Consider the following 12,498-nt stretch of genomic DNA (forward strand, 5'->3'; position numbering starts at 1 on the left):
TCAATGCGCGGCCCAGCGGCCCGTGCCCGCAAGGTGCGGCGACAACGCGGCCTCGCCCCAGCGCAGCGGCAACGCGGCCGGACGGCGCAGCGCACGCGTGACATGAAAGCGCATCAGCCGCTCCGCGCCCTCGAACGCCGCGACCTCGGGGCCGTCCGTGACGATCTCCGCCGTGGCGCTCAGGTGCAGCAGTTCGCCGGTGTCGAAATCGACGAACAGCAGACCCGCGCGCGGGTGCGCCTGCAGGTTGCCGAGCGTGTTGAAGAAACGGTTGCCGTTGAAGTCGGGCACCGTGAGCACGCCGCCCGCATCGACGCGCAGGAAGCCCGGCCGCCCGCCGCGGTGCGACACGTCGACGCCGTGCGAGCGCGCATCGGCCTCGTCGCCCACCGCCGCCGCGTCGGGATACGCCGTGGCGATGAACAGCGTGTCGGCGGCACCGATGAGCCGCTCGGCGGCGAGGTCGAGCGTGTCGAGCCACTGCACGGCCGGCTCATTGGCAGGCGGTGCGGCAAACACCGGCTCGCGCGCCTGGATGTAGCGCGGGCAATTGCCGAAGCTCTGCTGCACCTCGACCATGAAGCCCGCCGCGTCGAGCGCCTCGACCGTGCCGTTCATGCGGTTGCGCCGCCGCGTGTGTGGCTGGATGCCCAGCAGCCCGAGCGTGGCGCCGTTCGCGAGCTGGCCCGTGAGCGGATCGCCGGCGCCCGGCAGCGCATCGATGCGCAGGTGCGTCGCGTCGGGCGAATGCGCAAAGCCGGCGGGCGCTGCGAGCATGCTGGCCCACGGCTGCAGGTCGGCGTCGAGGCTGCCGACGACGAGGAACGGCAGCTGCGCGAAGAACTCGCGGTGCTGGTCGGGCATGTAGTCGCGGATCACGCGCGGGCCCATGGCCTCCATCTGCTCGCGCGAGCCGACCAGCGCCTGCAACGCGCGCTCTCCCGCATGAAATGGGGCGGCGATCATGCGACCGCCGCCAGGCCGACCGGTGTACGCACCATCGGCACGAACCCCGGCAAGGCTTCCACGCGCGCCAGCCAGGCGCGCAGTTGCGGATACGCGTCGAGCGACACGCTGCCCTCGGGCGCATGCGCCACGTAGGCGTAGTTCGCGAGGTCGGCCAGCGTGGCCGACGGGCCCGCGAGGAAGGCCTGGCCGGTCAGGCAGGTTTCCATCACGGCGAGCAGGGCGTGCGAGCGCTTGACCGTTTCGGTCGGGTCGGTGTCCAGGCCGAACAGCACCATCACGCGGGCCGCCGCGGGCCCGAACGCCAGCGGGCCGGCCGCCACCGAGAACCAGCGCTGCACGCGGGCCGCACCCACCGGGTCGCGCGGCATCCAGCGCGACGGATCGGCGGCGTAGCGCTCGTTGAGGTACACGAGGATGGCGTTGGAGTCGGCCAGCGTGACGTCGCCGTCCTCGATCACCGGCACCTGGCCGAAGGGGTTGCGGGCCAGGAACTCCGGCGTGCGGTGCTCGCGCTGGCGCAGGTTGAGTTCGACGATCTCGAAGGGCAGGTCGAGCACCGTGAGGAAGAGGCGCACGCGGTGCACATGGCCCGAGATGGCGCTGCCGTAGAGCTTGATGGGTTGGGCTGGCAGGCGGGCGGCGGAGGCGGAGGCGGAGGCGGTGTTCTCGGTCATGGGAGTCCTTCGGGTGGGTATGGCCTCGATTCTTCTCTCTTCCACCAAATGAATGAATAGCCTTTGCCGGATTTGACTGCTGCGCTTTCCGGTTTAATCGCCTGATGGACCGCTTCAAAGCCATGCAGACCTTCGTGCAGATTGCCGACCAGGGCAGCCTGACCCGCGCCGCCGAGGCGCTCGGCAGTTCGCTGCCCGCCGTGGTGCGCGCGCTCGCCGCGCTCGAGGCGCACCTGGGCGTGCGCCTGTTTCACCGCACCACGCGGCGCCTGTCGCTCACCGAGGAGGGCCGCCACTACCTGCCGAGCGCACGCGAGGTGCTGCTCGCGGCCGACGCCGCCGACCAGGCGCTGAAGGCCGAGGCGCGCGAGCCCGCGGGGCAACTCGTCATCACCGCGCCGGTGCTGTTCGGCCACATGTACGTGGCGCCGGCCATCGTGCGTTTCATGCAGCGCCACGAGAAGGTGCGCTGCAGCGTGCGGCTGCACGACCGCACGGTGAACCTGCTCGAAGAAGGCATCGACGTCGGCATCCGCATCAGCCCGCTCGAAGACTCGTCGCTGGTGGCGCAGACGCTGGGCACCATCCGCCGCGTGGTGGCGGCCAGCCCTGCCTTCCTGGCGCAGCACGGCGTGCCGCGCCATCCGCGCGACCTGGCCGGTGCGCCCAGCGTGCGCGGGCGCATTGATGCACCGCCGCAATGGGCGTTCCGCGACGGTGGCAAGACCGTGCATGTCACGCTCGACAACCGCCTCGAGTTCAACCACCTCGCGCCTGCCCTCGAAGCCTGCGCCGCGGGCATGGGCTTCGGCACCTTCTTCTCGTACCAAGTGCTGCCCTACGTGGCGCAGGGCCGGCTGCAGCTGGTGCTCGAAGACTACGAGCCCGCGCCCCGGCCCGTGAGCGTGATCTACCCCAACGCACGGCTGCTGCCGGCACGCACGCGGGTCTTCATCGACTGGATGAAAACCGAGTTCAGCGGGCTGCGCATGTAGCCGCTGCGCCAATCGGCGAGCTGCGTCAGAATGACCGCGTGCCATCCCACACCACCCCCTCCTCGCCTTCTTCTTCCTCCCCGTTTTTCCAGGTCCGTGGGCTGCGCAAGCGCTACGGCGAGACCACGGTCGTCGACGATCTTTCGTTCGAGATCGCGCCTGGCGAGTGCCTGGGCGTGATCGGGCCGAACGGCGCGGGCAAGACCACCACCATCCGCATGTGCCTGGGCCTCACCGCGCCCGACGGCGGCAGCATCGACGCGCTGGGCCTGCAGATGCCGCGCGACGCGCTGGCCATCAAGGCGCAGCTGGGCGTGGTGTCGCAGTTCGACACGCTCGACCCCGACTTCAGCTGCGCCGAGAACCTCGTGGTGTACGGCCGCTACTTCGGCTTCAGCAAGGCGCACGTGCGCGCACGCGTGCCGCAGCTGCTGGAGTTCGCCGCGCTCTCGCACAAGGCCGACGCCAAGCCCGGCGAGCTGTCGGGCGGCATGCGTCGGCGCCTGTCGCTGGCGCGTGCGCTGGTGAACGACCCCAAGTTGCTGCTGCTCGACGAGCCCACGACCGGGCTCGACCCGCAGGCGCGTCACCTGATGTGGGAGCGGTTGCAGGTGCTGCTGCAGCAAGGCAAGTCGATCTTGTTGACGACGCACTTCATGGACGAGGCCGAGCGTCTGTGCTCGCGCCTGCTGGTGCTCGACCACGGCCGCAAGATCGCCGAGGGCCGTCCGCGTGACCTGATCGCCGAGCACCTGGAGCCTGATGTGGTCGAGGTGTATGGCAATGGCGCGCTGTCGCTGGCCGGCTCGGCGGAGCTGCAGGCGCTGGCTGCGCGCGTGGAAGTGAGCGGTGAGACTGTTTTCTTCTACACGCAGGATGCGCGGCGTTTGCTTGACGCATTGACGCAGCACGGCGGGCTGCGGACCTTCCATCGGCCGGCCAATCTGGAAGACCTGTTCCTCAAGCTCACTGGCCGGCAGATTCGCCAGGATGGCTAATCAGACCTTCTTTTTCTTTATGAATACGACCACTGCTTCTCCCGAGACACCCGTGCCTCCGTCTCCCTCCGTGTGGCGCGCGCCCGAGCTGTCGATGCGATGGTGGCCGGTGTTTCTGCGCAACCTGCTGGTGTGGCGCAAGCTCGCGCTGCCGAGCCTGATCGGCAACATCGCGGAGCCGCTGATCTGGCTGGTGGCTTTTGGCTACGGCATGGGCGCACTCGTCGGGCAGGTGACGGTGGATGGCACGCAGGTGCCGTACATCCTGTTTTTGGCGAGTGGGTCGATCTGCATGAGTGCGATGAATGCGGCGAGCTTCGAGGCGCTGTATTCGGCGTTCTCGCGGATGCATGTGCAGAAGACGTGGGACGGGATCATGAATGCGCCGGTGGGGCTGGATGACATCGTGCTCGCCGAGATGCTGTGGGCGGCGTTCAAGTCGATTTTTACGGTGACTGCGATCTTGTTTGTGATGTTGGGGCTGGGGATCAGTCACAGCCCCAAGTTGATCGTGGCCTGGATGGTGTTGATTGGGTGCGGGATCACGTTTTCTTCTGTGGCGTTGATCTTCAATGCGTTGGCCAAGGGGTATGACTTTTTTACTTATTACTTCACGCTGTTCATGACGCCGATGATGTTTTTGAGTGGGGTGTTTTTTCCTTTGGAACAACTGCCTTCTGCTGTGCGTGCTGTGGCTGCCTGGTTGCCTTTGACGAATGCTGTTGCTTTGGTGCGGCCTCTGTTCATGGATCGCTGGCCTGAAGGGTGGTGGGTGCATGCGGGGGTGTTGGTTGTGTATGCGGTCGTTGCTTTCTGGGTTGCTTTGGCGTTGACTCGGAAGAGGTTTCGGGGGTGATGTTTAGGGCGTGATCTGGTTTGCTTCCCGGGGCCGGGTCTCGCCCCGGCGGGCGACCTACTTTTCTTTGCTTCGCCAAAGAAACGTAGGCAAAAGAAAGGCGACCCTGCTGTCTGCGTCCCTCCGCTTCGCTGCGGGCAACCTGCGGTGCTCACGTTTCGCGGGGTCTCGCCCAAACTCGCTTCGCTCAAACAAGGGCGAGCCCTGATCCGCGAAACGCTGCGCTCCTCGGCGCATACAGAAGGGCTTTGATACCGAGCGGGCCATCGCTTTGCTCGGCAGCTGAACACCTCACGAGCCTTCGCTCGCTCGGCTTGCATTGCTCCCTCTCCCCTTGGGGAGAGGGTTGGGGTGAGGGTCCGCGGCACAGAAACACCGCCTCGCGCGCATGAATGCCGACGCCCTCACCCCCGCCCTCTCCCCAAGGGGAGAGGGAGCCAGTCCAGCCGCCGAACGAAGCAGCGGCCCAACCACCACAAGGCCGAGCGAAGCAAAGGCCCGATTGCAAGCCGAGCAAAGCGATGGCCCGTCCGGCGTCCCAATCCCCTCTGGCTGCGCCGAGGAGCGCAGCGTTTCGCGGATCAGGGCTCGCAGCTGTTTGAGCGCAGCGAGTTCTGCGAGACCCCGCGAAACGCGAGCACCGCAGGTTGCCCGCAGCGAAGCGAAGGGACGCAGACAGTGGGGTCGCCTTTTCTTTGCTTACTTTCTTTTGGCGAAGCAAAAGAAAGTAAGTCGCCCGCCGGGGCGAGTCCCGGCCTCGGAAAGCAAAACGACCCCCACCCCATGTCACCCAAACCAACTACATTGCACACAATTCAATTGCGAACTACAATTCCACCCATGCCAAAGAAGATCCAACCAGACGAGATGCTCAAGCTAGACAACCAGCTCTGCTTCGCCGTCTACTCCGCGTCCTTGGCCATGACCCGTCTCTACAAGCCGCTGCTGGAAAAGCTCCAGCTCACCTACCCTCAATACTTGGTGATGCTCGCCCTCTGGGAACAAGACGGCCCCACCGTCTCCGCCCTCGGCGAGCGTCTCTCCCTGGATTCCGGCACGCTGACCCCGCTGCTCAAGCGCCTCGAAGCCAACGGCTACGTCTCCCGAGTCCGCGACGTCGCAGACGAGCGCCGCGTCCACATCACGCTCACCGCCACAGGCCGCAAGCTCAAGACCCGCGCCGCCAACGTCCCCGCCTGCCTCATGGCCGCCGCCGAATGCTCCGTCCCCGAGCTGATCGCCCTCACGCAGCAAATCCAGACCCTGCGCGACCGCATCCGCAAAGCCGCCTGACATACAACCCCATCACAGTTCTCCCCGGCCTCCCCAGGAAGCCCTTTCACCACCCCAAGCCAAAGGAAATCACCATGACCACCAAGCTCGACAAAGTTCTCTACACCGCAGAAGCCCACACCGTCGGCGGCCGTGACGGCGCCGGCAAGTCCAGCGACGGCGCCATCGACGTCAAGCTGAGCTCGCCCGGTTCGGGCAAGCCCGGCACCAACCCCGAGCAGCTGTTCGCGGTCGGCTACGCCGCCTGCTTCATCGGCGCCATGAAGGCCGTCGGCCCGAAGATCAGCGTCAAGGTGCCGGAAGAAGTCGCCATCGACTCGAAGGTTTCCCTCGGCCCGACGAACGGCGGCGCGGCCTACGGCATCTCGGTGCAACTGGCGATCTCGCTGCCCGGCCTCGACGACGCACAGAAAAAACTGCTGGTCGACACGGCCCACCAGGTCTGCCCGTACTCGAACGCCACGCGCGGCAACATCGACGTGGAACTCACCATCGTCTGATTCCGCTCTGACGGTTTCGTGAAACAAAGCGCCCCGGCTACAAGCCCGGGCGCTTTTTTCATGTCTGTCTCACGGGTGACGCCGAAACGCACGCCGAGATAGCGCCTTTCACCAAGCTTGGCTAATGTGGCCGCACGTCCCGCCCGTCCCGCCCGCCCCGTCTGTCCTCAACACACCCCCGTGGAGATCGACCCCATGAGCACCACCCACCTCCTGATCCGCAAAGACCAGCTCGCCACCGCGCGCCTGCACACCGACACCACCGAACGGCCGCTGGCCGACGGGCAGGTGCGCGTGCGCATCGACAGCTTTGCGCTCACCTCCAACAACATCACCTACGCCGCCTTCGGCGATGCGATGAGCTACTGGCAGTTCTTCCCCTCCGAGGAAGAAGGCTGGGGCAGCATCCCGGTGTGGGGCTTCGCGAGCGTGGTGCAGTCGCTGCACCCGGGCGTGGCCGTGGGCGAACGGCTGTACGGCTACTGGCCGATGGCCACGAGCGCGGTACTCAGCCCCGACCGGCTTTCGCCCGCACGCTTCACCGACGCAGCGCCGCACCGCGCCGAGCTGCCCGCGGTCTACAACCAGTACTTCCGCTGCAACGCCGACCCGCTGTACACCACCGACACCGAAGACCTGCAGGCGCTGCTGCGCCCGCTGTTCATCACCTCGTGGCTCATCGACGACTTCATGGCCGACAACGACTTCTTCGGCGCCACCACCATGCTGCTGTCGAGCGCGTCGAGCAAGACGGCCTACGGCACGGCCTTCCAGCTGCACCAGCGCGAAGGCATCGAAGTGATCGGCCTCACGTCGCCCGCCAACGTGGCCTTCTGCCAGAGCCTGGGCTGCTACGACCGCGTGGTGACCTACGACGCGCTCGACAGCATCGCGGCCGACACGCCCTGCGTGTACATCGACTTCGCCGGCAACGGCGAGCTGCGCACTGCGATCCACGAGCGCTTCACGAACCTGAAGTACAGCAGCTCGATCGGCGGCACGCACGTGGAGCAGCTCGCCGCCAAGGGCGCGGGCAAGAGCCTGAGCGGTCCGCGCGCCACGCTGTTCTTTGCGCCGGCACAGATCAAGAAGCGCACCACCGAATGGGGCGCCGACGAGTTCGGTCGGCGCATGGTGGCCGCGTGGCACCACTTCCTGGCCACGGTGACCGACCCCAACAACCCCTGGCTGCACGCCCAACACCACTTCGGCGGCGAGGCGGTGCAGGCCGCCTACGCGCAGGTGCTGGCGGGCAAGGGCGACCCGCGCACGGGCCATATCCTTTCGCTTTACAAACAAGCGGGTGCACGCTGACCGGCACGGGGCCCGTGTGGCGACAATCGCCGCATGACCCCTTCTTCTGTCGCGCCCGCGAACACCCATCCTTACGAGAGCCTCACGCCTGACGTGGTGCTCGACGCGCTCGCGACACTCGGCCTGCACGGCGACGGCCGGCTCACCGGCCTGAACTCCTATGAAAACCGGGTCTACCAGGTGTTCCTGGAAGACCCGAATCCCCATCCTGCGGTGGTGCTCAAGTTCTACCGGCCCGGCCGCTGGAGCGAGGCCGAGATCCTCGAAGAGCACGCCTTCTCGCTCGAACTGGCCGCCGGCGAAGTGCCGGCCGTGCCCCCGCTGGCCTTCGACGGCAAGACGCTGCACCACCACGCCGGCTTTGCCTTCAGCGTGAGCCCCTACCGCGGCGGCCGCGCGCCCGAGCTGGACAACTTCGAGGTGCTCGAATGGGTCGGCCGCTTCCTCGCGCGCATCCACACCGTGGGCAGCGCCAAGCCTTTCGAGGCCCGCCCCGCGCTCGACCTGCAGACCTTCGGCCTCGACTCGCGCGACTGGCTGCTCGAGAACGACAAGATCCCGCTCGACATGCAGCGCGAATGGGAAAAGACCTGCAACGAGGCGCTGGACATGGTCCGCGCCACCGCCCTCGCGCTGCAACCGCCGGCCTCCGACTTCAAGCCCCGCAAGCTGCGCCTGCACGGCGACGTGCATCCCGGCAACATCCTGTGGACGCCCACCGACCGCCCCGGCGGCGGCCCGCACTTCGTCGACCTGGACGACGCGCGCACGGGTTTCGCGGTGCAAGACCTGTGGATGCTGCTGTCGGGCGACCGCGCGCAGCGCACGGCGCAGCTGTCGGGCCTGCTCGACGGCTACGAGCAGTTCCGCGAATTCGACCGCCGCGAGCTGGCGCTCATCGAGCCGCTGCGCACGCTGCGGCTCATCCACTACAGCGCCTGGCTGGCGCGCCGCTGGGAAGACCCGATCTTCCCGATCAACTTTCCGTGGTTCGGCTCGAGCGACTACTGGAAGGGCCAGATCCTCGTGCTGGAAGACCAGTGCGAGCAGATGGCCGAAGAGCCGCTGTACGCCTAGAAATGTCGGCCCCCCGGCTTTTCACTTCGCTTCGCTGCGTGTAATTCGCCACCCCCCATGGGGGAGGCCCGGCCGCCTTGGGGCGGCCCGGCGGCGGCCGGTTGGACGTTGGATACGCCCTGCAGCAGCCGCTCGACCAGCACATTGACCGGCCCGGTGCGCCACACGCCATAAGCCTCCGACTGCGCCACCGCGCGGTCGAGCGGGCGGAACACCGCGCCGCGCAGCGCCGAGTGCCGCATCGCCTGCGGCACCAGCGCCACGCCCATCCCCTGCGACACCAGCGACACCACGGCCAGCCAGTGCCGCACCTCGTGGCGCACTTCGGGCGAAAAGCCCGCGTCGGCACAGATCGACAGAATGCGCTCGTGGTAGTCGGGTGAGGCCTCGCGCGAGAACAGCACGAAGGGCTGCGCGCGCAGGTCGGCCGGCGCCAGCACGCGCTTGCGCGCCAGCGCATGGCCCGCGGGCAGGCAGGCCACGAAGGGCTCCGACAGCAGCAGCTGGTGCTGCAGCTCGGCCGGCATGCGGCTGGTGTGAACAAAACCCAGGTCGAGCCGGTCGTGCAGCAGCTCGGCGATCTGCACGCCCGAGTTGAGTTCGCTGAGCGTGATGCGCACCGCCGGATGCCGCGCCTGGAACGCGCGCAGCGCGGGCGGCAGGCCGCGGTAGAGCATGGCGCCGACAAAGCCGATGCGCAGCCGACCGGCCGAGCCGGTGGCCACATCGCGCGCCTCCATGGCAGCCTCTTCGGCCTGCAGCAGCACGCGCCGCGCCGACACGCGCAACGCCTCGCCCGCGGGCGTGAGCCGCACTTCCTTGCTGTTGCGCTCGAACAGGCGCGCGCCCACCGAGTCTTCGAGTTGGCGGATCGCCACCGACAGCGGCGGCTGCGAAATGGCCAGCCGGCGCGCAGCGCGCCCGAAGTGCAACTCTTCGGCGAGCACGGAGAAGTAGCGCAGGTGCCGCAGTTCCATGAATAGTTAAATCAAATCGTACAAGACCAAATCAATATTAGACACGGATCGTTGCCAACTCAACAATGCGGCGAACCAGGAGACGCCCGCATGCCTACATCCGCAGCCGCAGCCGCCGCGCACCCCACCGCGCACCCGATTCCCGATCGCCACGGCCAGAACCTCTTCACCACCGACACCGAGCTGCACACGCTGCTCGCGCTGTACCTGCCCGAAGCCCTGCGCACGCACATGCGCCCGCACTTCGAACGCCTGGGCGGCCTGGCGGGCGGCCTGCTGGACGACCTGGCCGGCACCGCCGACCGCAACCCGCCCACGCTCAAGCAGCGCACGCGCACCGGCGTCGACGAGCAGAAGGTCATCAAGCACCCGGCCTATGTCGAGATGGAGCGCCTGGCGCTCAGCGAATTCGGCCTGGCCGCCATCTCGCACCGCGACGAGACGCTGGGCTGGCAAGGCAAGATGCCGCCGCTGGTCAAGTACGTGCTGACCTACCTCTTCGTGCAGGCCGAGTTCGGCCTGTGCTGCCCGGTCTCGATGACCGACTCGCTCACGCGCACGCTGAAGAAGTTCGGCACGCCCGAGCTGGTCGCCAAGTACCTGCCGCGCCTGACCTCGCTCGACTTCGACGAACTGGCGCAGGGCGCGATGTTCATGACCGAGCAGGCCGCCGGCTCCGACATCGCCGCCACCGCCACCACCGCGCAGCGCCAGGCCGACGGCAGCTGGCGCCTGGCCGGCGACAAGTGGTTCTGCTCCAACCCCGACGCCGGCTTTGCGATGGTGCTGGCACGCGCCGACGACGCACCCGCGGGCATGAAGGGCGTGTCGCTGTTCCTGCTGCCGCGCGAGCTCGACGACGGCAGCCTCAACCACTACCGCATCATCCGGCTCAAGGACAAGCTGGGCACGCGCTCGATGGCCAGCGGCGAGATCCGCCTCGAAGGCGCAGTGGCCTACCTCGTGGGCGAGGAAGGCCGCGGCTTCCAGCAGATGGCCGACATGGTCAACAACTCGCGCCTGTCGAACGGCGTGCGTTCCGCCGGCCTGATGCGCCGCGCGGTGGCCGAGGCCGAGTACATCGCCTCCGAGCGCCGCGCCTTCGGCCGCGCGCTCGAGCAGATGCCGCTGATGCAGCGCCAGCTCGACAAGCTGCGCGTGCCGTCCGAGCAGGCCCGCACCATGGTCTGCCAGACCGCGCAGGCGCTCGCGCGCTCCGACGCCGGCGAGCCCGATGCGTATGCGCTGCTGCGCATCCTCACGCCGCTCATCAAGTTCCGCGCCTGCCGCGACGCGCGCCAGGTCACCGGCGATGCGATGGAAGTGCGCGGCGGCTGCGGCTACATCGAAGAGTGGAGCGATCCGCGCCTCGTGCGCGACGCGCACCTGGGCTCGATCTGGGAAGGCACCAGCAACATCGTCGCGCTCGACGTGATCCGCGCCGTGAAGCGCGAAGGCTCGCTGCCCGTGCTGCGCGCGCACGTCGACAAGCTCATCGGCGATGCCACCGAACTCACGCCGGCCTTTGCCGCCGCGCTGCGCGACACAATGGCGCGCGCCTGCGCCCTGGCCGAGACCGCCGCACGCGAAGGCGGCGACGTGCTCGCGCGCCAGGCCGCATCGGCCCTGTACCACTGCACCAGCGCCGCTGCGATGGCCTGGGAGGCCTCGGCCGGCGGGTCCGCCGCGCGCCTGCGCTGGGCGCAGCTGGTGCTGCTGCACCGCGTGCTGCCGCGCGATCCGCTGGCACCCGATGCGCTGCCTGCCGACTGGCACGCCGCCGTCGTCCGCACCGCCGCCTGACCCCACTTTTTCTAGAACAACGGAGACAAGAACCCATGCGACATCCCCTCAGCCACTTCCTCAGCGCAGCGGCCACCGCCTGCGCCGCCCTGCTGCTGGCGGCCACGCCCGCTGCGCACGCGCAACCCGGCGCCTTCCCGTCCAAGCCGATGACGCTGGTCGTGCCCTTCCCGCCCGGCGGCCCGACCGATGCGATGGCGCGCACGCTCGCCGCCGAGCTGCGCGACAAGCTCGGCCAGCCCATGATCGTGGAGAACCGCGCGGGCGCGGGCGGCAACATCGGTGCCGACTACGTCGCGCGCGCCGAGGCCGACGGCCACACGCTGCTGTTCGGCACCTCGGGGCCGCTGGCCATCAACGTCAGCCTGTACCGCAAGATCAGCTACGACCCGACCAAGAGCTTCGCGCCCGTGATCCAGGTCGGCTACCTGCCGAACATCCTGGTGGTGAACCCGGCCCTGCCGGTGAAGAACGTGCCCGAGCTGGTCGCGTACGCCAAGGCCAACCCGGGCAAGCTCAGCTATGCCTCGTCGGGCAACGGCGCGTCGTCGCACCTGGCCGGCGTGCTGTTCAACTCGGTGGCCGGCACCGACCTGCTGCACGTGCCCTACAAGGGCACGGGCCCGGCGCTCAACGACCTGCTGGGCAACCAGGTCAGCATGACCTTCACCGACATCCTCACCGCGCTGCCCTACGTCAAGACCGGCAAGCTGCGCGCGCTCGGCGTGACCACGGCGGCCCGCTCGCAGGCGCTGCCCGACGTGCCGACGATTGCCGAACAAGGCAACAAGGGCTACGACGTGAGCGTGTTCTTCGGCATCGTCGCGCCGGCCGGCACGCCGCCCGACCGCGTGGCCAAGCTCAACCAGGCGTTCGCCGAAGTGCTCAACTCGCCGAAGGTGAAGCAGATGTTCGCCGGCCAAGGCCTCGAAGCATCGGCCGACACCTCGCCGCAGAAGCTGGCGCAGTTCATCGCCAGCGAAACGGCCAAGTGGAAAGACGTGGTGAAGAAGTCGGGTGCGCAGCTCGATTGACGATGGCG

General features: G+C 68.0%; 12 protein-coding genes. 9 read left to right on the forward strand and 3 right to left on the reverse strand.

All coding sequences use genetic code 11. The annotated features are described in order from the left end of the window. Positions 1-966 carry a pyridoxamine 5'-phosphate oxidase family protein gene (locus RZE79_RS28415; RefSeq protein ID WP_319357794.1) on the reverse strand — a complete coding sequence of 322 codons (966 nt, stop codon included), beginning with the start codon at positions 964-966 and terminating at the stop codon, positions 1-3. After that, complete coding sequence (locus tag RZE79_RS28420; RefSeq protein ID WP_319357795.1) at positions 963-1,643, reverse strand: glutathione S-transferase; 681 nt, start codon at positions 1,641-1,643, stop codon at positions 963-965. The genes RZE79_RS28415 and RZE79_RS28420 overlap by 4 nt, the downstream gene beginning before the upstream one ends. A 104-nt stretch (positions 1,644-1,747) precedes the next feature. On the opposite strand from RZE79_RS28420, the gene RZE79_RS28425 reads away from it, so the two are divergent. From RZE79_RS28425 to RZE79_RS28455, 7 genes are all read left to right on the forward strand, one after another. Further along, the gene (locus RZE79_RS28425; RefSeq protein WP_319357796.1) at positions 1,748-2,638 is read left to right on the forward strand and encodes a LysR family transcriptional regulator; all 891 of its coding nucleotides are present in this window, start codon (positions 1,748-1,750) and stop codon (positions 2,636-2,638) included. A gap of 38 nt (positions 2,639-2,676) precedes the next feature. Continuing rightward, complete coding sequence (locus RZE79_RS28430) at positions 2,677-3,636, forward strand: ATP-binding cassette domain-containing protein (protein WP_373696516.1); 960 nt, start codon at positions 2,677-2,679, stop codon at positions 3,634-3,636. A gap of 19 nt (positions 3,637-3,655) precedes the next feature. Beyond that, positions 3,656-4,492, forward strand: a complete 837-nt coding sequence (locus RZE79_RS28435) for an ABC transporter permease (protein ID WP_319361322.1) — start codon at positions 3,656-3,658, stop codon at positions 4,490-4,492. Positions 4,493-5,332: 840 nt separating this feature from the next. Beyond that, positions 5,333-5,785 (forward strand): MarR family transcriptional regulator, encoded by a 453-nt coding sequence (locus RZE79_RS28440; protein WP_319357797.1) that lies wholly within the window; start codon positions 5,333-5,335, stop codon positions 5,783-5,785. A 74-nt stretch (positions 5,786-5,859) separates the two neighbouring features. Further along, entirely contained in the window at positions 5,860-6,285 is a 426-nt protein-coding gene (locus RZE79_RS28445; protein ID WP_062481095.1) for an organic hydroperoxide resistance protein, read from the forward strand. 195 nt (positions 6,286-6,480) lie between these two features. Then, entirely contained in the window at positions 6,481-7,599 is a 1,119-nt protein-coding gene (locus tag RZE79_RS28450; RefSeq protein WP_194274057.1) for a DUF2855 family protein, read from the forward strand. A 33-nt stretch (positions 7,600-7,632) separates the two neighbouring features. After that, the gene (locus RZE79_RS28455; protein WP_153281730.1) at positions 7,633-8,676 is read left to right on the forward strand and encodes a serine/threonine protein kinase; all 1,044 of its coding nucleotides are present in this window, start codon (positions 7,633-7,635) and stop codon (positions 8,674-8,676) included. Here the strand turns inward: RZE79_RS28455 and RZE79_RS28460 are convergent. Beyond that, entirely contained in the window at positions 8,673-9,653 is a 981-nt protein-coding gene (locus RZE79_RS28460; protein ID WP_319357798.1) for a LysR family transcriptional regulator, read from the reverse strand. The genes RZE79_RS28455 and RZE79_RS28460 overlap by 4 nt on opposite strands. Before the next feature lie 90 nt (positions 9,654-9,743). On the opposite strand from RZE79_RS28460, the gene RZE79_RS28465 reads away from it, so the two are divergent. Next, positions 9,744-11,456 carry an acyl-CoA dehydrogenase family protein gene (locus RZE79_RS28465; protein WP_319357799.1) on the forward strand — a complete coding sequence of 571 codons (1,713 nt, stop codon included), beginning with the start codon at positions 9,744-9,746 and terminating at the stop codon, positions 11,454-11,456. 35 nt (positions 11,457-11,491) lie between these two features. Further along, positions 11,492-12,490 (forward strand): tripartite tricarboxylate transporter substrate binding protein, encoded by a 999-nt coding sequence (locus tag RZE79_RS28470; protein ID WP_319357800.1) that lies wholly within the window; start codon positions 11,492-11,494, stop codon positions 12,488-12,490. The last annotated feature ends 8 nt before the right edge of the window (positions 12,491-12,498 follow it).

This window comes from Variovorax sp. EBFNA2, from assembly GCF_033802765.1.
In the GTDB taxonomy this organism is placed as follows: domain Bacteria; phylum Pseudomonadota; class Gammaproteobacteria; order Burkholderiales; family Burkholderiaceae_C; genus Variovorax; species Variovorax paradoxus_H.

Coding starts and splice junctions, on each gene's coding strand:
- RZE79_RS28415 (WP_319357794.1), bottom strand. CDS start 966: ATGATCGCCGCCCCATTTCATGCGGGAGAGCGCGCGTTGCAGGCGCTG.
- RZE79_RS28420 (WP_319357795.1), bottom strand. CDS start 1,643: ATGACCGAGAACACCGCCTCCGCCTCCGCCTCCGCCGCCCGCCTGCCA.
- RZE79_RS28425 (WP_319357796.1), top strand. CDS start 1,748: ATGGACCGCTTCAAAGCCATGCAGACCTTCGTGCAGATTGCCGACCAG.
- RZE79_RS28435 (WP_319361322.1), top strand. CDS start 3,656: ATGAATACGACCACTGCTTCTCCCGAGACACCCGTGCCTCCGTCTCCC.
- RZE79_RS28440 (WP_319357797.1), top strand. CDS start 5,333: ATGCCAAAGAAGATCCAACCAGACGAGATGCTCAAGCTAGACAACCAG.
- RZE79_RS28445 (WP_062481095.1), top strand. CDS start 5,860: ATGACCACCAAGCTCGACAAAGTTCTCTACACCGCAGAAGCCCACACC.
- RZE79_RS28450 (WP_194274057.1), top strand. CDS start 6,481: ATGAGCACCACCCACCTCCTGATCCGCAAAGACCAGCTCGCCACCGCG.
- RZE79_RS28455 (WP_153281730.1), top strand. CDS start 7,633: ATGACCCCTTCTTCTGTCGCGCCCGCGAACACCCATCCTTACGAGAGC.
- RZE79_RS28460 (WP_319357798.1), bottom strand. CDS start 9,653: ATGGAACTGCGGCACCTGCGCTACTTCTCCGTGCTCGCCGAAGAGTTG.
- RZE79_RS28465 (WP_319357799.1), top strand. CDS start 9,744: ATGCCTACATCCGCAGCCGCAGCCGCCGCGCACCCCACCGCGCACCCG.
- RZE79_RS28470 (WP_319357800.1), top strand. CDS start 11,492: ATGCGACATCCCCTCAGCCACTTCCTCAGCGCAGCGGCCACCGCCTGC.